Origin of the sequence: Ideonella sp. (genome assembly GCF_041918995.1) — a bacterium.
GTDB lineage: Bacteria > Pseudomonadota > Gammaproteobacteria > Burkholderiales > Burkholderiaceae_C > Ideonella.
In genome coordinates this window covers 197,315-219,282 of sequence record NZ_JAYRUN010000006.1, presented here as the reverse complement: position 1 = coordinate 219,282, position 21,968 = coordinate 197,315, and the positions used below count along the sequence as shown (strand labels likewise).

21 protein-coding genes are annotated in these 21,968 nt (G+C 72.7%); 13 read left to right on the top strand and 8 right to left on the bottom strand.

Annotation, left to right across the window (positions count from 1 at the left end; all coding sequences use genetic code 11):
- Window positions 1-97 precede the first annotated feature (97 nt).
- Both ACE3UN_RS07750 and ACE3UN_RS07745 read right to left on the bottom strand, forming a co-directional pair.
- Complete coding sequence (locus ACE3UN_RS07750; RefSeq protein WP_374674345.1) at window positions 98-1,342, bottom strand: sorbosone dehydrogenase family protein; 1,245 nt, start codon at window positions 1,340-1,342, stop codon at window positions 98-100.
- A gap of 58 nt (window positions 1,343-1,400) precedes the next feature.
- Complete coding sequence (locus ACE3UN_RS07745) at window positions 1,401-2,546, bottom strand: substrate-binding domain-containing protein (RefSeq protein WP_374674344.1); 1,146 nt, start codon at window positions 2,544-2,546, stop codon at window positions 1,401-1,403.
- A gap of 181 nt (window positions 2,547-2,727) precedes the next feature.
- Between ACE3UN_RS07745 and ACE3UN_RS07740 the strand changes: the two genes are divergently transcribed.
- From ACE3UN_RS07740 to ACE3UN_RS07715, 6 genes are all read left to right on the top strand, one after another.
- The gene (locus ACE3UN_RS07740; protein ID WP_374674343.1) at window positions 2,728-3,204 is read left to right on the top strand and encodes a 4Fe-4S dicluster domain-containing protein; all 477 of its coding nucleotides are present in this window, start codon (window positions 2,728-2,730) and stop codon (window positions 3,202-3,204) included.
- Window positions 3,205-3,233: 29 nt separating this feature from the next.
- Complete coding sequence (locus ACE3UN_RS07735; RefSeq protein WP_374674342.1) at window positions 3,234-5,081, top strand: aldehyde ferredoxin oxidoreductase family protein; 1,848 nt, start codon at window positions 3,234-3,236, stop codon at window positions 5,079-5,081.
- Window positions 5,082-5,100: 19 nt separating this feature from the next.
- Window positions 5,101-6,378 carry an NAD(P)/FAD-dependent oxidoreductase gene (locus tag ACE3UN_RS07730; RefSeq protein WP_374674341.1) on the top strand — a complete coding sequence of 426 codons (1,278 nt, stop codon included), beginning with the start codon at window positions 5,101-5,103 and terminating at the stop codon, window positions 6,376-6,378.
- Window position 6,379: 1 nt separating this feature from the next.
- Window positions 6,380-6,634 (top strand): MoaD/ThiS family protein, encoded by a 255-nt coding sequence (locus tag ACE3UN_RS07725; protein WP_374674340.1) that lies wholly within the window; start codon window positions 6,380-6,382, stop codon window positions 6,632-6,634.
- Window positions 6,631-6,951, top strand: coding sequence for a hypothetical protein (locus ACE3UN_RS07720; RefSeq protein WP_374674339.1), 321 nt, complete (start codon window positions 6,631-6,633; stop codon window positions 6,949-6,951). The genes ACE3UN_RS07725 and ACE3UN_RS07720 overlap by 4 nt, the downstream gene beginning before the upstream one ends.
- Before the next feature lie 443 nt (window positions 6,952-7,394).
- Window positions 7,395-8,543: an ABC transporter substrate-binding protein gene (locus tag ACE3UN_RS07715; protein WP_374674338.1), complete on the top strand. Its 1,149-nt coding sequence runs from the start codon at window positions 7,395-7,397 to the stop codon at window positions 8,541-8,543.
- Here the strand turns inward: ACE3UN_RS07715 and ACE3UN_RS07710 are convergent.
- Window positions 8,533-9,663, bottom strand: coding sequence for an acyltransferase family protein (locus ACE3UN_RS07710; protein WP_374674337.1), 1,131 nt, complete (start codon window positions 9,661-9,663; stop codon window positions 8,533-8,535). The two genes, ACE3UN_RS07715 and ACE3UN_RS07710, sit on opposite strands and share 11 nt — an antisense overlap.
- Before the next feature lie 225 nt (window positions 9,664-9,888).
- On the opposite strand from ACE3UN_RS07710, the gene ACE3UN_RS07705 reads away from it, so the two are divergent.
- Together ACE3UN_RS07705 and ACE3UN_RS07700 are read left to right on the top strand one after the other, a co-directional pair.
- Window positions 9,889-10,158: a hypothetical protein gene (locus ACE3UN_RS07705; RefSeq protein ID WP_374674336.1), complete on the top strand. Its 270-nt coding sequence runs from the start codon at window positions 9,889-9,891 to the stop codon at window positions 10,156-10,158.
- A 7-nt stretch (window positions 10,159-10,165) separates the two neighbouring features.
- Window positions 10,166-11,176, top strand: a complete 1,011-nt coding sequence (locus tag ACE3UN_RS07700) for a metal-dependent hydrolase (RefSeq protein ID WP_374674335.1) — start codon at window positions 10,166-10,168, stop codon at window positions 11,174-11,176.
- Between the two features lie 16 nt (window positions 11,177-11,192).
- Here the strand turns inward: ACE3UN_RS07700 and ACE3UN_RS07695 are convergent, their stop codons facing one another.
- The 4 genes from ACE3UN_RS07695 to ACE3UN_RS07680 are packed head-to-tail and all read right to left on the bottom strand — an operon-like array spanning window position 11,193 to window position 15,412.
- Window positions 11,193-11,792, bottom strand: coding sequence for a DUF2894 domain-containing protein (locus ACE3UN_RS07695; protein WP_374674334.1), 600 nt, complete (start codon window positions 11,790-11,792; stop codon window positions 11,193-11,195).
- A 32-nt stretch (window positions 11,793-11,824) separates the two neighbouring features.
- Window positions 11,825-12,484 (bottom strand): OmpA family protein, encoded by a 660-nt coding sequence (locus tag ACE3UN_RS07690; RefSeq protein WP_374674333.1) that lies wholly within the window; start codon window positions 12,482-12,484, stop codon window positions 11,825-11,827.
- A 5-nt stretch (window positions 12,485-12,489) separates the two neighbouring features.
- Window positions 12,490-14,658, bottom strand: coding sequence for a hypothetical protein (locus ACE3UN_RS07685; RefSeq protein WP_374674332.1), 2,169 nt, complete (start codon window positions 14,656-14,658; stop codon window positions 12,490-12,492).
- On the bottom strand, window positions 14,651-15,412 hold the full coding sequence (locus tag ACE3UN_RS07680; protein WP_374674331.1) for a DUF3348 family protein: 762 nt from the start codon (window positions 15,410-15,412) through the stop codon (window positions 14,651-14,653). The genes ACE3UN_RS07685 and ACE3UN_RS07680 overlap by 8 nt, the downstream gene beginning before the upstream one ends.
- A gap of 144 nt (window positions 15,413-15,556) precedes the next feature.
- On the opposite strand from ACE3UN_RS07680, the gene ACE3UN_RS07675 reads away from it, so the two are divergent.
- The 4 genes from ACE3UN_RS07675 (at window position 15,557) to ACE3UN_RS07660 (ending at window position 17,364) form a co-directional block, all read left to right on the top strand.
- Window positions 15,557-16,159, top strand: a complete 603-nt coding sequence (locus ACE3UN_RS07675; RefSeq protein ID WP_374674330.1) for a cytochrome c oxidase subunit 3 — start codon at window positions 15,557-15,559, stop codon at window positions 16,157-16,159.
- Complete coding sequence (locus ACE3UN_RS07670) at window positions 16,156-16,455, top strand: cytochrome C oxidase subunit IV family protein (protein WP_374674329.1); 300 nt, start codon at window positions 16,156-16,158, stop codon at window positions 16,453-16,455. Before ACE3UN_RS07675 ends, ACE3UN_RS07670 begins: the two co-directional genes overlap by 4 nt.
- A 106-nt stretch (window positions 16,456-16,561) precedes the next feature.
- Entirely contained in the window at window positions 16,562-17,005 is a 444-nt protein-coding gene (locus tag ACE3UN_RS07665) for a hypothetical protein (RefSeq protein ID WP_374674328.1), read from the top strand.
- On the top strand, window positions 17,002-17,364 hold the full coding sequence (locus ACE3UN_RS07660) for a hypothetical protein (protein WP_374674327.1): 363 nt from the start codon (window positions 17,002-17,004) through the stop codon (window positions 17,362-17,364). Before ACE3UN_RS07665 ends, ACE3UN_RS07660 begins: the two co-directional genes overlap by 4 nt.
- A 22-nt stretch (window positions 17,365-17,386) precedes the next feature.
- Here the strand turns inward: ACE3UN_RS07660 and ACE3UN_RS07655 are convergent, their stop codons facing one another.
- Entirely contained in the window at window positions 17,387-18,313 is a 927-nt protein-coding gene (locus tag ACE3UN_RS07655) for an ion transporter (RefSeq protein ID WP_374674326.1), read from the bottom strand.
- A 139-nt stretch (window positions 18,314-18,452) separates the two neighbouring features.
- On the opposite strand from ACE3UN_RS07655, the gene ACE3UN_RS07650 reads away from it, so the two are divergent.
- On the top strand, window positions 18,453-21,959 hold the full coding sequence (locus ACE3UN_RS07650; RefSeq protein WP_374674325.1) for an LpqB family beta-propeller domain-containing protein: 3,507 nt from the start codon (window positions 18,453-18,455) through the stop codon (window positions 21,957-21,959).
- Window positions 21,960-21,968 lie beyond the last annotated feature (9 nt).

Genomic DNA, 21,968 nt, shown 5'->3' with positions numbered 1-21,968 from the left:
CAGCGTGCGGCACGCGGGGCCCGGCCGCGATCGGCCGGCGGCGGGTGGCCCTGTCGGACAACGCCGCACGCGGCGACGGCGCCGACGGGCGGCGGTGTCAGCGTGGCGGCGTGATGCGGTAGATGCGTCCCAGCGTGTCATCCGACACGAACAACGCGCCGTCGGGGCCGAAGGCCAGGCCCACCGGCCGCCCATGGACCACGCCGCTGCCCTTGTCCAGGAAGCCGGTCAGGAAGTCCTCCACGGCGTTCGGCCCGCCATGGGGGCCGAAGCGCACGCGCACCAGCTTGTAGCCCACCGGTTCGCGCCGGTTCCACGACCCGCGCAGCGCCACCAGGGCGTCGCCCTGCCACGCCTCGGGCCAGCCGCGGCCGAAGGGAACGAAGCGCATCGCCATCGGGGCCGAGTGCGCCGGCAGCGTGAGCGTGGCCGGGGCCGTGAGCGCGCAGTACTCGCTGCGCGGCATGGGGCGGCCGATGGGCGTGGGGTCGCCCGGTCGCAGGGCCATGCGCGCGGGCGGGGCCTGGGTCATGCCGTCCACATGGCGGTCGGCGTAGCAGATCGGCCAGCCGTAGTTGGCGCCGGGCAGGATGTGGTTGAGCTCTTCGGGGGGCAGGGTGTCGCCGCGGAAGTCCGAGCCGTGGTCCATGCCCCAGAGCGCCCGCGTGCTGGGGTGCCAGTCGTAGCCGATGGTGTTGCGCAGGCCGTTGGCCACCACCTCGCGCTGGCTGCCGTCGGGCGCATAGCGGATCAGCGTGCCGCGCTCCAGCTGGTTCTCCTCGGCGCAGTCGTTGCAGCTGCTGCCGATGGACACGTACATCCAGCCATCGGGGCCGAAGCGCACCATGCGGTTGGGGTGCTGGCCGCCGTCGGGCAGGCCGGTGACCAGACGCTCGCGGCCGCCGCCGCCCGCCGGCACGCGCCACAGCGTGGTGGACGAGGCGAGGACCAGTGAACCGTCGCGCCAGGCGATGCCGTGCACCCCCTCCAGACCGCGGACGACGGTGCGCTGCTCGTCGGCCTGGCCGTCGCCGTCGGTGTCGCGCAGCGCCAGCACGTCGCCTTCGTCGCGCCGGGTGACGTACAGGGTGCCATCGGGGCCGGTGTCCAGCATGCGCGGGTGGCCCAGCGCCGACGCGAACACCTGCAGCTGGAAGCCCGGCGGCAGCTGCCACGACGGTGCAGGCGCCCCGAGCCCGGTGGCTGCCGTCTGCAGGGTGTGGCGGTGCACCAGCGCACGCTGGCGTTCTTCAGCCGGCAGCGGCTCGGCCAGGGCCGTGGCGGCCAGCAGGCCGGCCAGGCAGGCCGCGATCGCGGCCGGGGTGAGCAGGGTGGGTGCCATGGGGGCCTCCGGGTGGACGGGCGGAAACGCCCGGCCGTCCCGGCAACCCGCATGCCGTTCACGCCGTGGAGGACACCGGCTCGGGCGGGCGGGCGGGCGACGGCTTGGCCGTGCGGTAGTGCCACCAGGGCAGCGCCCGGGTCAGCGGCAGCACCTCGCCGGCGTGCGGGGCGGGCGTGTAGCCGGGCAGGGCGGCCAGCGCCTCGCGCCACGCGGCGCTGGCCAGCACGGCGCGCAGCTTGGCCACGCCGGGGTGGTCCAGCGCGTCCTTCAGGCAGACCAGGAAGTAGTCCTCGGTCACCAGCGGCACGAAATCCAGGCCGAAGGCGGCGGCCGCGGCCTCCACGCCCAGGCCGGCGTCGCCTTCGCCGCTGGCCACGGCGGCGGCCACGGCGTTGTGGCTGTCCTCGGCCACGCCACGTGCCGCGAAGGGGGCCGCCGGCAGGTGCTGCGAGGCCACGAGGTGGTCGGTGAGCAGCCGCGTGCCCGAGCCCGGCTGGCGCGGCACGAAGCGCACGCCGGCCGCCGCCACGTCGGCCAGGCTGCGCAGCGCCAGCGGGTTGCCGGGCGCCACGATGAGCCCCTGCGTGCGGCGCGTGCAGCCGATGAGCTTGTGCCGTCCCGGCCTGAGCAGCGGCTTCAGGCCACGCGCGAACGGGTTGCTCGCCTCGGCCAGCGGCGGCACGTGGAAGCCCGCCACCAGGCAGCGGCCCTCGGCGAGGTCGCGCAGCGCGTCCAGGCTGCCGGAAAAGCGCAGGTCCACGTGCAGCCGCTCGCTGCGGCTGGCGTGCTCGCGCAGCAGCGGCAGCGCCAGGTCGTGGCTGGCGTGGACGGTGAGCACCTGCTGGCTGCCGTCCAGCGCCTCGGCCAGCACCCGCTCGAGTTCGGCGCGCAGGGCCTCGATGTGCGGCGTCAGCCGCGCCCGGGCGCGCGCCTCGGCCCACAGCAGCCGCTCGGCGAAGGGCGTGAGGCGGGCGGGCTGGCCGCGCACCCAGTGCACCAGCGGTTCGCCCAGCGTGTCCTCCCAGCGCTTGAGCGAGCCCCACACGTGCCGGTAGGACGCCCCCAGCGCCGTGGCGGCGTGCTGGATCGAGCCGCTGTCCCGCACGGCGCTGAGCAGCTCGAACAGCGGGTTGTGCAGGTCGGCGCCGCGCTGGTCCTCGGGTTCAAAGCTGTATTGGAGTCGGACGCCACGGCTGCGCATGCCGGCACGATACCGCAGGGCCCGCGCGCTTCGGCTGTCACAGGATGGAGCAGTTCCCCGCGCGCTCAGGGTTAGCCCTGGGTGGTTGCCCGCTGGCTGTATGCAGATGATTGCATATGCCCTGTGCGCCGCCGGCGTGCCGTGGCGCACCCGAGTGTCTGCAACCCGCGAGTCCACCGTCATGCAGAAGAGCCTTCACATCAACCCCGACAAGTGCACCGGCTGCCTCCAGTGCGAGATGGCGTGTTCCTACGAGAACTACGCCGTGTTCGCGCCGGCGAAGTCGCGCATCAAGGTGTTCAACTTCCACGAGACGGGCCGCAAGGTGCCCTACACCTGCACGCAGTGCGACGAGGCCTGGTGCCTGCACGCCTGCCCGGTGGAGGCGATCACGGTGAACGCGCTCACGGGCGCCAAGGTGGTCAACGACAGCACCTGCGTGGGCTGCAAGGTCTGCACCATCAGCTGCCCCTTCGGCACCATCAACTACGTGCAAGAGACCGGCAAGGTCCAGAAGTGCGACCTGTGCGGCGGCGACCCGGCCTGCGCCACCGCCTGCCCCACCGGCGCCATCACCTACGTGGACGCCAACTGGACCGGCATCGACAAGATGATGGCCTGGGCCGACAAGCTGGGCAACCAGCCCTCTGCCGCCTGAAGCGCGCGCACTCAAGAAGGAGCCACACGATGTCCTGGGCTGGAAAGATCCTGCGCGTCAACCTCACCGAAGGCACGGTCACGAGCGAGCCGCTGCGCATGGACTGGGCGAAGCTGTACCTCGGCTCGCGCGGTCTGGCGAGCAAGTACCTCATCGACGAGATCGACCCCAAGGTCGATCCTCTGTCACCTGCCAACAAGATCATCTGGGCCACGGGCCCGCTCACCGGCACCATGGCCTCCACGGGCGGCCGCTACACGGTCGTCACCAAGGGGCCGCTGACGGGGGCCATCGCCTGCTCCAACTCGGGCGGCTACTGGGGCGCCGAGCTCAAGACGGCCGGCTGGGACATGATCATCTTCGAAGGCGCCAGCCCCAAGCCGGTGTATCTGTACGTCAATGACGATGTCGCCGAGCTGCGCGACGCGTCCGCGCTGTGGGGCCACAGCGTGTGGGAAACCGAGGAGACGCTGAAGAAGCTGCACCAGGACCCGCTGCTGCGCATCAGCTCCATCGGCCTGGCCGGCGAGAACCAGGTGCTGTTCGCGGCCGTGGTGAACGACCTGCACCGCGCGGCCGGCCGCTCGGGCGTGGGCGCGGTGATGGGCAGCAAGAACCTGAAGGCGGTGGCCGTGCGCGGCACCAAGGGCGTGGGCAACCTCGCCGACCCGCCAGGCTTCTTCCGCGTCACCGCCGAGAAGAAGAAGATCCTGCACGACAACGCCGTCACCGGCCAGGGCCTGCCCACCTACGGCACCCAGGTGCTGATGAACGTGATCAACGAGATCGGCGCGCTGCCCACCCGCAACCACCGTGACGTGCAGTTCGAGGGTGCCAAGGACATCTCCGCCGAGGCCATGGCGGCGCCGCGCGCCACCGACGGCAAGAAGCACCTGGTGACCAACCAGGCCTGCTTCGGCTGCACCATCGCCTGCGGCCGCATCAGCAAGATGGACAAGGGCCACTTCACGGTGGAGAACAAGCCGCAGTACTGGGGCGCCTCCGGCGGCCTGGAGTACGAGGCGGCCTGGGCGCTGGGCGCGGCGAACGGCGTGAACGACCTGGAGGCGCTGCAGTATGCCAACCTGCTGTGCAACGAGCAGGGCATGGACCCGATCAGCTTCGGCGCCACCGTGGGCGCCGTGATGGAGCTGTACGAGATGGGGGTGCTCACCCAGGAGCAGCTGGGCATCGATGCCCGCTTCGGCTCCGCCCAGGCGCTGGCCCACTTCGCCGAGATCACCGCCCGCGGCGAGGGCTTCGGCAAGGAGATCGGCCAGGGCTCCAAGCGCCTGTGCACCAAGTACGGCCACCCCGAGCTCAGCATGAGCGTCAAGGGCCAGGAGTTCCCCGCCTACGACTCGCGGGGCATCCAGGGCATGGGCCTGACCTACGCCACCAGCAACCGCGGCGCCTGCCACCTGCGCAGCTACACCGTGGCCTCCGAGGTGCTGGGCATCCCGGTCAAGACCGACCCGCTCACCGCCGAGGGCAAGCCCGAGCTGGTGAAGGCCTTCCAGGACGCCACGGCCGCCTTCGACGCGGCGGGCATCTGCATCTTCACCAGCTTCGCCTGGGGCCTGGCCGACGTGGCGCCGCAGGTGGCGGCCGCGTGCGGCGAGGAGTTCACGCTGGAGAACATGGAGAAGATCGGCGAGCGCATCTGGAACATGGAGCGCGACTTCAACAACCGCGCCGGCTTCACCGCCAAGGACGACAGCCTGCCGCCGCGCCTGCTCAACGAGCCGGCGCAGACGGGCCCGGCCAAGGGCCTGGTGAACAAGCTGCCCGAGATGCTGCCCAAGTACTACGCCGCCCGCGGCTGGACGGCCGAGGGCGAGCTCACCCCCGCCACGCGCGAGCGGCTCGGCCTGTGAGCGCACACGTCCGGACACCATGAAGCACGTGATCCTCGGCGCCGGCCCGGCCGGCGTCATCGCCGCCGAGACGCTGCGCAAGCACGCCCCCACCGACGAGATCCTCATCGTCGGTGACGAGCCGGAACTGCCGTACTCGCGCATGGCCATTCCCTACCTGCTGGTGGGGCAGGTGGGCGAGGACGGCACCCGGCTGCGCCGCGGCGGTGCCTTGCACTACGACCGCCTGCAGGTGGGCCTCATCCAGTCGCGTGCCACGGCCGTCAACACGGCCGCCCGGCAGGTGGTGCTGGACGATGGCCGCACGCTGGCCTACGACCGCCTGCTCGTGGCCACCGGGTCGTCGCCCGCCCAGCCGCCGGTGCCCGGCATCGACGGCCCCGGCGTGCACACCTGCTGGACGCTGGCCGACGCCCGCGCCATCGCGGCCGCCGCGAAGCCGGGCGCGCGGGTGCTGCAGCTCGGCGCGGGCTTCATCGGCTGCATCATCATGGAGGCGCTCGCCACCCGCGGCGTGCACCTCACGGTGGTGGAGATGGGCGACCGCATGGTGCCGCGCATGATGGGCCCGGCGGCCGGCGGCATGATCAAGCGCTGGGTGGAGGGAAAAGGGGTGCAGGTGCACACCGGCGCGCGGGTCGAGGCCATCGAGCGGCCCGGCCCGGACGGCGCGGCCATGGGCGTGCGCCTGTCGAACGGCGCGGTGCTGCCGGCCGACCTGGTGATCAGTGCCACGGGCGTGCGGCCCAACATCGGCTTCCTCGAAGACTCGGGGGTGCGCTGCCTGGTGGGCGTGCTCACCGACGAGCGCATGCAGACCAGCGTGCCGGGCGTGTACGCGGCGGGCGACTGCGCCGAGGCCTTCGACAAGGTCAGCGGCCAGACCATCGTCAGCGCCATCCAGCCGAATGCGGCCGAGCAGGCGCGGGTGGCCGCGATGAACATGCTGGGCCGCGACAGCACGCTCAAGGGCGTCACGCAGATCAACGTGCTGGACACGCTGGGCCTCATCTCGGCCAGCTTCGGCCAGTGGGAGGGGGTGCCGGGCGGCGAGCAGGTGCAGATGACCGACGAGCCGGCCTGCCGCCATCTGAGCCTGCAGTTCGCGGGCGACCGGCTCATCGGCTGCAACGCGGTCGGCTGGACCCAGCACGTGGGGGTGATGCGCGGTCTGGTCGAAGGACAGGTGCGCCTGGGCGCGTGGAAGGATAAGCTTCTGGCTGATCCCACCCTGCTCATGGAGGCCTACCTGGCCAGCGCCCAGGCGCAAGGCGAGCGGGGCCACCTGACGGCCTGACGTGCACATCACCTTCAAGCTCTACGCCAGCCTCACCGCGTACCTGCCGCCCGAGCGGCGCAGTGGCAACCAGATGCCGCTGGAGCTGCCCGTGGGTGCCACCGTGGCCGAGGCCGTGGCACCGTTCGCCCTGCCCATGCACCTGGTGCACCTGGTGCTGATCAATGGGCACTACGTCCCGCCGGAGCAGCGCGCCAGCCGGGTGCTGAACGAGGGGGACGTCCTGGCCATCTGGCCGCCGATCGCAGGCGGATGAGCACGAGCATGGCGCCGTCCAGCCCCCACGCCTTCGAGCGCGAGCACGGGTTCACCGAGGCCGAGTGGCTGCGCTGCCTGCCGCACGCCGTGGGGCCGCATGCGCTGGAGCGCCTGGAGCCGGGGGCGGCGAACGTGCGGCTGCTGGGCGGCGGCCTGCTCACCCTGCGCTGGAAGGTGCTGCCCGACCGGCGCATCGCCTTGCTGCGCATGCCCCGGCTGGGCGTGCGCTACGTGTTCGAGGCCGCGGTGACACAGGTGCAGCGCGACGAGTTCCTGCGCCAGTTCGACCGCTACCTGCAGCGCGGCGGCGGTTGACCGCCCCGATCTGGCGGGCGATCACCCCGCTGATCGTCACATCAGCGTCACGCGGCGCGCCTACACTGAGGACACCGAAGCGCAGAACCGGCCGCACGATTGGGCGGTGGGATGTGAAGTGTCCCTGGGAACCCGTCACCCAGCGCCGAGAGCACCGTCGCCCGTCCATCAGCCCCTGGCTGCATGGCGGGTGTCCGGAAGCGAGCCCGCCGCCAGACATGGCCGCGGGCTTTGTCTTTGGTGGGCCGGGGTGGGGTGGCATGGGGGCCGGTGCGGGCCTTCAGGGCTTTCCCTCGTCGCCGTGCGGCAGTTCGCACCCCACCGTCCGCTGCGTCGCCCATCGTCCCGCAGGTGACAGTCGCGCGCCGCCCGGCTGCCTAGTGTCGCGCCCGGCATCCACCCGCCGGGTGGCTCAACGACCGACCGACACCAGGAGACACGACATGACGGATGGACTTCAGGCGCGCCGCCGCTGGCTGCATGCGGCCGCGGCCGGCGCGGCCACGGCGGCGCTGGGCCCGCTGGCCCGCCCCGCCCGCGCGGCGGGCGACGACATCGTGATCGGGCAGAGTGCCCACCTGTCCGGGCCGCTCGCGGCCACGCTGGCCGCGGTCCTGCGCGGCCAGCAGCTCGCCGTGGAGGAGTTCAACCGCAAGGGCGGGGTGGGCGGCCGCCAGGTGCGGCTGGTGACGCTGGACGATGCGTACGACCCGGCGCGCTGCCTGGACAACGTGCGCCGCCTCATCGACCAGGAGCATGCGACCGCCTTGTTCGGCCTGGCCAGCACGGCCAACGTGGCCGCGGTGCTTCCGCTGCTGGAAGACAGGAAGGTGCCGCTCGTGGGCGTGTACACCGGTGCGCCGTCGCTGCGGCAGAAGCCCCATCCGACCTTCTTCACCGCCATGGCCAGCTACGCCGACGAGGTGGTGGCCATCGTGCGCAACCTGGTCACCGTGGGCCGCACGCGCATCGCGCTGGCCTACCACGACAGCCCGTTCGGCCAGCAGATGCTGCCGGTGGTGGAGGCCGCCTGCAGGCAGCTGGGCGCCACGCTCGTGGCCAAGGCCGCGCTGGACATCCCGGGCCAGCACTCGGTGGCGGTCTGCCAGTCGCTGGCCCAGGGCGCGCCCCAGGCCGTGATCTTCATGGCCTTCGGCCCGGCGCTGGTGCCCTTCGTGCGGGCGGCGCGCACCCACATCAGCGCCCAGGTGTACGGGCCCTCCATCGCCAACTCGGGCCAGCTGCTCAAGGCGCTGGGCGACGACGCACGCGGGCTGTCCTTTGCGCAGACCGTGCCCTACCCGATGCAGGCCACCACGGCCGTCACCCGGGACTACCACGCGGTGATGCAGCGCGCCCGCCTGCCGGTGGACTTCGACCACTTCTTCGGCTACCTCAACCTGCGCGTGCTGCTGGAAGGGCTGCGCCGCGCGGGCCGCCAGGTGAGCCCGCAGAGCCTGGTCACGGCGCTCGAGGCCGCCGGCCGCATCGACCTGGGCGGCTATGCGGTCACCTACGGCCCCGGCCAGCACCATGGCTCCAGCTTCGTGGACCTGCTGATCGTGGGGCCGGGCGGCCGCTTCATCCGCTGACGGCCGGGGCCGGGGCGCCCAGCCGAGGGTGGCGCACCGGGGTGAACCACCCCATGAACAGCCGCTTGAGCGGCCCTTTCTGACGCTCCAGCCGCGCCCCGATGCACCAGACGGCGCCCAGGGAAGCGGCCACCACCCAGGCCGCGCGATGCGCTTCCAGGCCCAGCACCGGCACGCTGGCCGAGAAGAACTGCACCAGGGGGTAGTGCAGCAGGTACAGCGAGAAGGTGAAGCCGGCGAGGTGGCGGACGGCGCGCTCCGCGGCCGCGGGCAGCGCCGACAGGTGGGGCGCCAGGCCGGCCAGGCCCACGAAATGGGCCGCCACCAGGGCACCGATCACGTAGTTGGCCAGGAAGTGGCGCGACCAGGAGAGTTGGTCATGCAGGACCTCCTCGCCCAGGTGGCGCCCGGCCAGTTCCAGCAGCAGCCCAGGGCCGTCGGCTTGTCGGAACGCCGCGTAGGCCACCAGCGGCGCGAAGAACAGCAGCGCCGACATCGCCACGCCCGGCAGGCGACGCTGCGACAGGCGGTAGGCCCACACCCCCATCCACCAGACGGGCAGCAGCAGGAGGATCTTCGGGCCCACGATCAGGCACACGGCCGCCACGGCCAGGGTTCGCCGGCCAGGCGGCAGGTAATGCGCCACGGCGAACAGCACGTAATACCAGAACTCGTAGCCGATGGACCAGAACGGACCGTTCGAGAATGGGCGGGTATAGGAAAACCACAGCTCATTGGTGAATGTCAATCCTGCGGCCATCCGCTGCAAGGGGTGGTCCATTTCATACCAGCGGCCGGTGTACAGGCTCGGGTCCAGCTGCGCGCCCAGGGTATCGAGCACGAAGGTCAGCAGCAGGGCGGGCACCACCACCGAGTACAGGCGCGCCAGGCGGCTGGCGGCGAACTCGCCCAGGTGGGACTCGCGCGTGGCTGCCACGTGGGCGATGACGTAGCCCGACAGCACGAAGAACACCATCACCGCGTCGTTGCCCAGGCCCGCGACCGGCTCGAACAGCGGCACGCCGCCGGTGAAGCGCTGGTAATTGGCATGGGAGGCAAACACCACCATGGCCGCCAGGAAGCGCACAGCGTCGAGATAGATGGACGTGTTCGGATTCAATACAAACTCCTTGTCACGGCGAGTATCAAAATTCCCGTGCGGGTGAGGCGAAAACGCGCGCCGCAAAGCCGCGCAGTCTGCCTGCGCGCAGGGCGAAACCCCTTTACTGCCGCGTCTCATGTGCGCCCAGGTGTGACGGCCGGCCTGCGCGGGCCCGCGGGCGGGGCATGGCGACGTGGCAGATGGCGCGGCCGGGACGGGCGCGCGGCGCCGAAGACGGCAACAATGGTGCCTTCCCCCTGGTGGCCCCTGCCCATGAAGACCTACGAGATCGAGATCCAGCGCCTGAAGTCCGCCCGCCACGACAAGGGGCTCATCGAGCTGGGCGTGGATGTGCTGGTCGCGCCGCGTTCGCCACGCGACGACGATGCCTCCCCGGCCAGCCGGCTGAGCCTGCCGGTGGAGCATGCGCGCACCCTGGTGCTGCTGCTCAAGCAGCAGCTGGCCGAACTGGACAAGCTGCAGCCGCGCAGCCGCCGCTCGGGCCGCGCCTGAGCCCCGCATGGACTCGTTGACGCAGGCCGCGCTCGGCGCGGCGGTGGGGGTGGCCACGCTGGGCCGCCGCACGGCGGTGTGGAAGGCGGCCGCCTGGGGCGCGCTGTGGGGCACGCTGCCCGACCTGGACGCGTTCATCGACCATGGCGACCCGGTGCGCAACATGACCCTGCACCGCGGCGACAGCCATGCGCTGTTCTGGCTCACGCTGCTGGCGCCGGGGCTGGGCGCGCTGGCCGCCCGGGTGCATGGCGAGTGGGGCCACTGGCGCCGCTGGTGGCTGGCCGCGTGGCTGTGCCTCGTCACCCACCCGCTGCTGGACTGGATGACGGTCTACGGCACCCAGCTGCTGCGGCCCTTCACCGACACGCCCTACGGGGTGGGCAGCGTGTTCATCATCGACCCGCTGTACACCGTGCCGCTGCTGCTGGGCGTCGGCGCGGCCTGCGTGTCCCGCTCGCGGGGGCTGGGCCTGAATGCGCTCGCGCTGGGGCTCTCCACGGCCTACCTGGGCTGGAGCGTCGCGGCGCAGGCGCAGGTGCGGGCGGTGGCCGAGGCCGAGCTGGCGCGCCGCGGGGTGGTGGCCACGCAGCTGCTGGTCACGCCCACGCCGTTCAACACCGTGCTGTGGCGCGTGGTGGCCGTCACGCCCGAGGCCTACCACGAGGGCTTCCGCTCGCTGCTCGACGAAGGCGCGGGCATGCACTTCGACCGCTTCGAGCGCGGGGCGGCGCTCGAGGCACCGCTGGCGGGCGTATGGGCGGCCGACCGCATGCGCTGGTTCACGCGCGGCGTGTATGCCTTGTCCACCGTGGGCGACGAGGCGCGCATCACCGACCTGCGCATGGGCCAGGAGCCGCACTACAGCTTCTCCTTCGCCGTTGCCCGGCACGACGGCCAGCGCTGGCTGCCGCTGGACGTTCCCGCATCGCGCGGCGGCCGCCCTGCGGACCTGAAGCCGGCCCTGCAGTGGCTGTGGCGGCGCCTGCAGGGCGAGCCGCTGCCGCCGCCGCGCTGAGCCGCGGCGGGCCGCGTCAGCGCCGGCCGGGGCGCGGCGGCGCGGGCGGGTCCACCGCGTCCAGCCAGCGCAGGGCGTCCACGTGCGCCGTGAAGTGCTGCAGGTAGGCTGGCGACACCTGGTGCATCAGGGTCAGCGCCCGCAGCACCAGCTGCACCGAATTCAGCGGCCCGGCCTGGGCGGGCACCCGCGCGAGGGAGTCGTGCAGGCGCCGCTCGGCGTCCAGCCGCGCCCAGGTGCGGCGCACGTCCTGCAGCGAGGACACGCCGACCATCGGTCCCGGCAGCGCGGGTACGTCCTCGGCGACCGCCGCCTGTCGCGGCTGCAGCGCCTGCCTCAGCCCGCCAAGCGCCTGCACCGCTGGCCGCGGCGGCGACGGGGCCTGCGCGGCCGGGGGCACGCCGTCACGCTCCCAGTCGGGTGCACACATGGCCAGCCAGCGCTGCAGCCGGGCGTCCACCCAGGCCCGCGTGGCGGCCGGCTGCGCGGCGGCGCGCCGCGCCAGCGATTCGACGAGCTGGAAGCGCACCGGGTCGCGTGACGCCACGCCCCGCGCACGCCAGCGGGCCAGCGCGGCGTCGAGCTCCTGGGGGGCGGGCAGCGGGGCGGTGGACATCGCGATGGCTCCGCGGGGCGGCTCGGCGGCGCTCAGGGCGCGACGGCGCTGGCCGCGGCCTCGCGGCGCGGGCGCGGCGTGGGCGCCATCTCCACGCGCCGGTTCTGCGCCCGCCCGGCGGCATCGTCGTTGGACGCCACCGGCTGCTCGGCGCCGAAGGCCGCGGCGAACACGGCGGACGACGGCACGCCCTCGGCGATGAGCGTGCGTGTCACCGTGAGCGCCCGCTGTGCGGACAGCTCCCAGTTGTCGGCGAAGGGCGCCTGCTTGCCGGCGCGTACCGCGCGGTCGTCGGTGAAGCCGCTGACCATCAGCACCTGGTCGCGTGCCTGCAGGTAGGCCGCCAGCGGCGCCGCCAGGCTGTGCAGCAGCTGGCGGCCCTCGGGCTGCAGCTCGGCCGAGTTGAAGGCGAACAGCAGGCTGCCGCTGATGCCGATGCGGCCGTTGTCCAGCGTGATGCGGCCGGCGGCCAGCGGGCCCGCAAGCGCCTGCTCCAGCGCCTGGCGCTGCTGCGCCTCGGCCTGGGCGCGGGCGGTCTCGGCGCGCAGGCGCTCGGCCAGGTCGAACTGGATGCCCAGCGCGCACACCAGGATGAGCACGAAGGCGCCCAGCAGGCCGGCCATCAGGTCGCCGAACACCGCCCACACGGGCGTGGCCTCGTCGTGCAGGCCGGTGGCGTCGAGCTCGTCCATGGCGATCAGGAGGCGTCCAGCGCCGGCGTGCGGCCGGCCAGCTGCTGCAGCTGGTCGATGATGTGCTTCTGCGAGGCCACGCTCAGGTCGATCAGCTCACGCGCCTGGGCCACGTAGTAGCCGAGCTGCTCGTCGCTGCGCTCCATGTGCTGGCCCAGCGCGGCCTCCACCCGGCCCAGCTGCTCGGCCAGCTGCTGGCCCGTCTGGCCGAACTGCAGCACGGCGGTGCCGAAGGCCTCGCCCACGCTGGCCAGCTCCACCACGCTGCCCGTGGCCTGCGCGGCGGCGGCCGCGATCTTCCCGGCCTCGGCCGAGGCCTGCTCGGCGAAACGCGCGCCGGCCTGCTCCAGCACGCCGGCGGTGGCGGCGATGAGGGCGTCGATGGCGCCGCGCTGCTCGTGCGACGCGCGGTTCACCGCGTCGAGCAGGGTGGCCAGCGTGTCCATGAGGCGGGTGCGCTCCTCCAACGCTGCCTGGTCGCGCGCGACGCTGTCGCTGAAGCGCTGGCGCATCTCGGCAATGACCTCCGCCGCCATCCGCGGCGCCTGGGCGGCCTGCTCGACCAGCTCGCCCAGCCGGCCCAGCGTGTCGCGCGCCTGTGCCTCGGACCGGGCGCTCAGCGCCTGGGCCGTCTGCTCCAGCGTCTGGCAGATCTGGCGCTGCTGGGCCAGGGCCTCGGCGCTGCCGGCGCGTGCCTGCTGCTGCAGCTCGCCCGCCCAGTCGCGCAGCGCCTGCTGCCAGCCGGCCAGGCGCTCGGCGTCCTGCGTGGCCTGCAGCGCCAGGGCGCGTTCCTGCGCCGCCTGCACGGCCTGCAGCAGCGCCTGCTGTTGCTGGCTGAGCCGGTCACCCGCGGCGGCCAGCTGCTCGCGCAGCGACTGCGTGATGCCGCCCAGCTGGCCGCGCAGCTCGCTGGCGATCGCGCCCAGGTGCTGCTCGGCCGCTTGCGACAACGCGGCGTGCAGGCCCGCGGTCTCACGGCCGAGCTGGGCCAGCGTGCCCTCGACCACCGGCTGCAGCGACTGGGTGGCCAGGCGGGCGCTCTCCTGCACGCTGGTGCGCACGCTGTCGTCCAGCGTGCGGGCCACCGAGGCGGCCAGGCCGGCGTAGGCGGCCGTGGTGTCGGCCTGCCAGGCCGCCTGCTGGCCCGCGATGCGCGCGGCCAGTGCCTCGTGCTGGCCCGTCAGGCGTTCGCCCAGCTCGGCCTGCCGGGCCCCCAGCGTGTCGGCCAGTGCGCCGTGCTGTTGCTGCAGGCGTTCTGCCAGGGTGCCATGCTGCTGGTGCAGGCGCTCTGCCAGCGTGCCGTTCTGCGCCTGCAGGCCATCGGCCAGCGCGCGGTGCTGCGCCTGCAGCGCATCGGCGAGGCGGCGGTGCTGGTCGTGCAGGTGCTGCGCCGTGGCCTGCTGGCCGTGGGCCAGCTGGGCGTCCAGCGTGCGGGCCCGTTCGTCCAGCCGCTCCATCAGCCCGCGCAGGCCGTCCACCAGGGCCGGCATGTGCTGCGCCTGCTGCTGCAGCACGTCCACCTGGCGCTGCATCAGCCGCAGCATGTCCTCGCGCTGCTGCAGCCGGGAATGGGCGCGCAGGCCGGAGTGGGCGAGGGCGCGGTCCAGGGCCTGCGACACGCGCTGGCGCTCGCGGCGCCGCAGCGCCACCAGCAGGCCCAGGGCCGTGGACGCGGCGATGCCGGCGACCGAGGTGCCGAACGCCAGGCCCAGCCCGCGCACCGGAGCGGCCAGGGTGTTGCGCACCGCCTCCACGCTGGTGGCGCTGTCCAGCGCCGCGCCGGTGCCGTTGAGCGTGGCCACCATGCCGAGGAAGGTGCCCAGCATGCCCAGCAGCACCAGCAGCCCGGTGAGATAGGGGGCCATGGCCGGGCCGGGCAGGCTCGTGCGTTCGGTCTCGACGCGCGCGCGCACCGGCTGCTGCAGTGGCGCGGGCAGGCCGGCCAGCCAGTCCGCCAGCGACGGCAGCTCGGCCGGCACGGTGGCCAACGCGCCGGCCAGCGCACGGGTGTCGCGGCCGAAGCGGTGCAGCTCCACCACGCCGGCGGCATAGGCGGCGGTGATCCCTGCCGTCAGGGCCAGCGCGAAGGGGTGGCTGCCGAGGTAGCCGGCGCCGATCCAGCCGAGGGCGGCGAAGCCGGCGGCCAGCGTGGCGGGGTAGAGCAGGTTAGGCATGGCGGTGTGAAGAAGGGGCGGCGCTGGAGGGGGCGGCGCTGCGCAGGGCGGCCAGCAGGCCGTCCACGGGCTGCAGCCGCGTGTCCAGCTCGGCCCGCAGCAGCGCCTGCAGCGTCTGGGTGAAGGCCGCCAGGCCGGCGCTGGCGGTGGCCGCGTCGGTGAGGCTGCGCTGGCGCAGCAGCTGCTGGAAGCGGGGCTCCAGGCGCTGGGGCACGCTGGCCAGCAGGGCCTGCTCGCGCGGGCCGAGCACCTGTTCCATCACGGCGTCGAGTGCGGCCAGGCGGGCATGGGCGGGCGACAGGGTGGCCAGGGTGGCCCGCAGGCGCTCGCGCAGCGGGCCGACACGGGCCGCGAAGGTCTGCTGGGCCGCCTGGTAGCGCTGGCGGTGGGTGGCCGGGTCCCAGGGGTCCGCCGGCGCCACCGCGGGCCGCGCCGGCGACCAGGCGCGGCGCGCCGGGCGGGGCGCCGGTGCGGCGTCGCCGCGGGCCACGGCGCCGAGCTCATCCCGCACGCGCTGCACCTCGGTCTGCGCGGCCTCGGCCAGCGCCGCGGCGGCCTCGGCCGGCACGGCCACGACGGCCGGCGTGGTGTTCAGCGCCGTGGCCAGCTCGATCGCGTCCGTCCAGCCGAGCCATTGGCTCAGTTCCTCGGCAAAGGTCTGTGTCGAGCCCGGGGCGTCGGCATCGGTCAGCCGGGCAAGCTGGCGGATCAGGTCGGAGCTGGGAAGGCGGGTGCGCGGTGTCCCTCGGGCCATGGTGCCTGAAGGCGGAAAAGGGCGGGCGAAAAAAGGGCGGAGTCTACCCGGTCGCCCCCGGCCGACCACCGGCCCCGGCCTTGGCGCGCGTCAAAACCACACGCCCGGCAGGTGCCTACGCTGGCCGGGACTTCCCTGAGCCCCATGACCCTGCCCCTTCCCTTGCCACCGCGCCACACCGCCCCCGCCACTGCCCTGCGCCTGCCCGGCGACGGGGTGATGTGGCTGCTCGTGCTGGTGGAGCTGGCCACCTTCGGCCTGATGTTCGCCGCCTTCGCGGTGGTGCGCGCCACGCACCCCGAGCTGTTCGACCGCTCCCAGGCCATGCTCGACGCCAGCAAGGGAGCGATCAACACCTGGCTGCTCATCGGCGGCAGCGGCTGCGTGGTGCAGGCCGTGCGGGCGGCGGCCGCGGGCCGCGGCCGGGCCGAAGCCGGCTGGCTGGTGGCGGCGCAGGCGAGCGGCCTGGCCTTCGCCGCGCTCAAGCTGGGCGAGTACGCCGCGCTGTCGGGCCAGGGCATCGACGTGGAGACCAACGTGTTCTTCACGCTGTACTTCCTGCTCACCGGCTTCCACTTCCTCCATGTGCTGGCCGCCACGGTGCTGCTGGGGCTGGTGCTGCCGGCCGCCTGGCGCGGCGGCGGCGGCGAGCGCCATGGGCATGCGGTGGAGACGGTGGCCACCTTCTGGCACCTGGTCGACCTGCTGTGGCTGGTGCTCTTTCCCCTTGTCTACATCCTGCGATGAGCGCTTCTTCGTCCCCCGAGTCCCCCGGCCGCGCCCGCTGGCGTGACACCGCGCACCTGGCCTGGCTCGCCCTGTTCCTGGCCACGGGGCTCACCCTTTGGCTGGGTGAACGGGCGCCCGGCCGCCTCGGCACGGGCACCGCATCGGCCGTGCTGGCGCTGGCCGTCTTCAAGGGCTGGCTGGTGGCCGACGGGTTCATGGGCCTGCGCCAGGCGCCGCGGCTGTGGCGCTGGCTGGTGCGCGGGTGGCTGCTGGCCGTGTGCGGGTTCATCGCCACACTGCGCCTGCTGGGATGAGGGTCGTTGACCAAGCTCCCCGGATGCGCCGCCGGCCGCGCGCGGGATCCTCACCACCGGGACGCTATGCTGCCCGCCTGTTTCCGATCCACGAGGGAGATCTCACATGAGGGCATCGAAGACCCTGGCCGCACTGGCCATGGCAGCGATTCTTGGCGGCTGCGCGTCCAGCGTGCCGCTGCAGCAGGGCCAGGTCGGCGCCATCACGCGCGATGCCGCGCCGGCACAGATCGACCAGGCGCTGGGCCAGGCCACCGTCGTGGCCCAGTACGAGTTCAAGGAGCGTGAGGGCCACTACACGGCGCGGCACTGCAACCTGCAGACCGGCACCCAGCAGCAGATGACCATGGTGTGCACCCCGACCTGCATTCCCATCTTCATCACGGTGCCGGTGCTGACCGAGTACGTGGTGATCCAGTCCCTGCCGGAGCGCAAGGTGCACGCATGGGGCACGCTGGAGGAGCTCAGCAAGGACGCGGATCCGTCGGTCAGCGGCCTGATGCCCACGGTCAAGCAGCGCCTGGCCGACGCCAAGGCGGCCAAGAAATGAGCGCGCGGTTCCTGCATCGCGCGCTCGCGGCCGCCCTCGTCGCGACGGTGGCGGCCTGCGCGGCACCCCAGATCTACCACGGCCAGCTGTCCGCGCTCGACAAGGGCCTGAGCCCCGCCGAGGCCGTGGCCCGGCTGAAGCTGCCGCCCACCTGGACCGACACCGCCACCGTGGAAGGCCGCACCTTCACCTTCCAGCGCTATGCGCTGAACAATGGCATCCAGACCGACCTGTACCTGCTTGCCTACGAGAAGGAGCGGCTGGTGTTCTGGGGCTACGTGGCCGAGTTCCGCCGGCAGGCGGACCGGGATCTCAGCGCTGCCGTGGGCCAGGTGCTCGCCAGGCACCCGGGCGGCTGAGCGCAGGTGAGTCTGCCGGCGCTCAGCCGGTCGTCCCGGCCTCGTCGCGCTGGTAGGCGGGCAGGCGCTCGCCGCACTGGCTGCAGAAGCGCGCCTGCGGCGGCAGGCCCTCGGTGAGGCAGGCGGGGCAGGTGCGCGTGGTGTGGGGCACCAGGCCGCGGCGCTGCAGCGTCATCTCGGCGGTGACGATGCCGGTGGGCACCGCCAGCACGCCCCACCCGAGCAGCATCATGACCGAGGAGATGGCCCGGCCCAGGTCCGTCTTGGGCGTGATGTCGCCGAAGCCCACGGTGGTCATGGTGGTCACCGCCCAGTACATGGCGGTGGGAATGCTGGTGTAGCCGTTCGACGGGCCCTCCACCACGTACATCACGGTGCCCGCCACCAGCACCATCATCAGCACGAAGGACAGGAACACCAGGATCTTGCGCCGGCTGGCATACACCGCGTCGACGAGCGCGGTGTACTCCTCCACATAGCGGGTGAGCCGCAGGATGCGGAACACGCGCAGCAGCCGCAGGATGCGCACGTCGATGAGCACGCCCGCCTCGGGCACGAAGAAGGCGATCCAGGTCGGCAGCATGGCCAGCAGGTCGACGATGCCGAAGAAGCTGGTCGCGTAGCGCAGCGGGTGCTGCACGCAGGCCAGGCGCGCGATGTACTCGAGCGTGAACAGCGCGGTGAAGATCCACTCGAGCAGTGCGAAGCTCTGCCGGTGCTGCGCGTGCAGCCCCTGCACGCTGTCGGCCACCGCCACCGCCACGCTGAGCAGGATGGCCGCGATCACGGCCAGGTCGAAGGCGCGGCCGGCGCGGGTGTCGGCCTCGAAGATGACCACGTACATCCGGTGGCGCCAGCCGGAGCTGGGGCGCCCGAGGCGCCGGGCGTCGGCCGCCTGGGCGTCGGCCAGCGGGCGAGAGGGGGCAGTGGAGCGGTCGAGCGTGGCCATCGACCGCCATGTTAGGGGAGTGCGCCGGTCCCGCCGTGGCGCGTTTCGTCGGCGCGACGGCGCGGTTCGTCGCGCGGGATGCCCCGGCCGGGGCGCCTGCGGCATCATCGCGCGCTTTCGCGCTGCCCCCCTGAGGATCATGACGACGAGACGCCCGATTCCCTTCCGCCTGGCCACGCTGGTGCTGGCCTGCGCCGTGGCCGCGCCGCTGGCCGCCCAGGCACAGACCGCTGGCAAGGCCACGCCGAACGCTCAGTCGGCGCAGGCCACGCAGAGCCCGCCGCTGGGGCCGCTGCAGCAGCCGCTGTGGATGCGCTACCCGGCGATCTCGCCGGACGGCGCGCAGATCGCCTTCTCGTTCCAGGGCAGCCTGTATGTGGTGCCGACCGCGGGCGGCGTGGCACGCCTGCTGGTGTCCAACGGGCACCACAGCTTCGCGCCGGTGTGGTCGGCCGATGGGCGGCGCATCGCGTACGCGTCGGACGTCTACGGCAACTTCGACGTGTTCGTGGTGGACGCCCAGGGTGGCCCGTCGCGCCGCCTGACCACGCATTCCAACGGCGAGCGGCCGCTCGGCTTCACGCCCGACGGGCAGCAGGTGCTGTTCTCCGCCACGCGCCAGGACACCCGCACCAACGTGCAGTTCCCCAGCCGCGCGGTGGGCGAACTCTACCGCGTGGCGGTGGACGGCGGGCGCCGGCCGCAGCAGGTGTTCAGCACGCCGGCCGTGGCCGGGCAGCTCGATGCGCGCGGCCAGCGCCTGGTCTACGAGGACTGGAAGGGCTACGAGAGCGACTGGCGCAAGCACCACATCTCGCCGGTGGCGCGTGACGTCTGGTTGTACGACATGGCCAGCGGCCGCCACCGCCAGCTCACGGGCTTCGGCGGGGAGGACCGCAACCCCGTGTGGTCCGCCGACGGCCAGTGGGTGTACTACCTGAGCGAGAAGAGCGGCTCGTTCAACGTCTGGCGCATGCGCGTGGGCGAGACGGGGCTCGCGGACGGGCAGGCGGAGCAGGTCACCCGCTTCACCACCCACCCGGTGCGCTTCCTCAGCCTGGCGGCCAACGGCACCCTGAGCTTCGGCCACGACGGCGAGCTCTACACCCTGGCGCCCGGCGCCACGCAGCCCGCCAAGGTGGCGGTGCAGATCGCGTCCGACACCCGCGTGGACCGGGTCGAGAACGTCAAGCTCAAGGAGGGCGTCACCGAGGTCGCCGTGAGCCCCGACGGCGCCGAGATCGCCTTCGTGATCCGCGGCGAGGTCTTCGTCGCCTCCACCGAGTTCGGCGACACGCGCCGCATCACCGACACCCCCGCGCAGGAGCGCTCGGTGAGCTTCAGCCCCGACGGCCGCCGCATGCTCTTTGCCGGCGAGCGCGAGGGCTCGTGGAACCTGTACGAGGCCCGCCTGCCCGGCAAGAAGAAGGACCAGCCGTACTTCTTCGCCGCCTCGGGCGTGCAGGTGAAGACCCTGCTGAAGAACGGCAAGGAGAACTTCCAGCCGCGCTACTCGCCCGACGGCAAGGAGGTGGCCTACCTGGAGAACCGCACGACGCTGAAGGTGCTCAACCTGGCCAGCGGCCAGAGCCGCACCGTGCTGCCGGGCGACATGAACTACTCCTATGCCGACGGCGACCAGTGGTTCGACTGGTCGCCCGACGGCACGCGGCTGCTGGTGAACTTCGTGGACCGCAACCGCTGGAGCGCTGAGGCCGGCCTCATCGATGCGCAGGGCAAGGGCCCGCTGGTCAACCTGACCAAGAGCGGCTACGAGGACTACCGCCCGATGTGGGGCCCCAAGGGCCAGTCCATGCTGTGGTTCAGCGACCGCCAGGGCCTGCACGGCACCGGCGGCGCCGCCCAGATGGACCTGTTCCAGATGTTCTTCACCCAGGAGGCCTTCGACCGCTTCAACCTGGACAAGGCCGAGTTCGCGCTGCTGAAGAAGCAGGAAGACAAGGACGAGGACGGCAAGGACGGCGAGAAGGACGGCGACAAGAAGGACGGCGACAAGAAGGCCGAGGCCAAGAAGGGCGACAAGGACGCCGACGCCCGCGAGGCCAAGCGCGAGGGCAAGCGCCAGGGCAAGGGCGACGAGGACGCGGACGACCAGCCCATCAAGCTGCCCAAGCCGGTGAAGATCGACACCGAGGGCCTGGAGCACCGGGTGGTGCGCCTCACCCCCAACTCGGGCCGGCTCACCTCGGCCGCCATGACGCCGGACGGCGACTCCGTCTTCTACACGGTGGAAGTGGCCGACGGCCACGAGCTGTGGCAGCTCAAGCCGCGCGAGAAGGAGGTCAAGAAGCTCGCCGACCTGGCTGGCGGCGCCGGTGGCGCCGGTGGCGATGGCGACGGCCCGGGCGCCGAGGTGGTGCTGGACGCCAAGGGCGAGCAGGGCTTCGTGCTCACGGCCGGCGGCCTGCGCAAGTTCAAGGTGCCCCAGGGCGAGGGTGAGGTGAAGCTCGCGCCGGTGGAGTTCCAGGCGGAGATGCGCCTGAACCGCGCGGCCGAGCGCGCCGAGATGTTCGAGCACGTGTGGCGCCAGACGCGCGAGAAGCTCTACGTGGCCGACATGGAGGGCGTGGACTGGGCGGCCTATGGCAAGTCGTACCAGCGCTTCCTGCCCTACATCGCCAACAACCACGACTTCGCGGAGATGCTGTCGGAGCTGCTGGGCGAGCTGAACGTGTCGCACACCGGCTCGGGCTACCGGCCCAAGCGCAAGGACGCCGACGCCACGGCCGCCCTGGGCGTGTTCTTCGACGAGGCCCACACCGGCGCCGGGGTGAAGATCGCCGAGGTCATCGAGGGCGGCCCGCTGGTGGGCGCCAAGCTCAAGGCCCGGGCCGGCATGGTCATCGAGAAGATCGACGGCGTGGCCATCGAGCCGGGCGCGGAGTTCGACTCGCTGCTCAACCACAAGGTGGGCAAGCGGGTGGAGCTGGCCGTGTTCGACCCGGCCACGGGCAAGCGCTTCTCGGAAGTGGTGCGGCCCATCGCGCAGGCGGCCCAGGGCGAGCTGCTCTACAAGCGCTGGGTCAAGGCCCAGCGCGAGATGGTGGACAAGCTCTCCGGCGGCCGCCTGGGCTACGTGCACGTGCGCGGCATGGACGACGAGAGCTACCGCGACGTCTACGCCGAGATGCTGGGCCGCCACAGCGGCAAGGAAGGCCTGGTGGTCGACACCCGCTTCAACGGGGGTGGCAACCTCACCGACGCGCTGGCCAACCTGCTGTCGGGCGCCAAGTACCTCGAGTTCCTGCCACGCGGCCAGTCGCTGGGCTGGGAGCCCACGGGTCGCTGGACCAAGCCCTCGGTGGTGCTGATGAGCGAGAGCAACTACTCCGACGCGCACCTGTTCCCGTGGGTGTACCGCCACCAGAAGATCGGCCAGCTCGTCGGCATGCCGGTGGCCGGCACGGGCACGGCGGTGTGGTGGGAGACGCTGCAGGACGACACCCTGTACTTCGGCATCCCCGAGGTGGGCATCCGCGACGCCAAGGGCGAGTTCATGGAGAAGGCGCTGGTGAAGCCGGACGTGCAGGTCGCCCACGACCCCGCGCAGCTGGCCGCGGGCCGGGACGCGCAGACGGAAGCGGCGGTGAAGGCCCTGCTCGACCAGCTCGGGGCGAAGCGCTGAGGCGGCCCG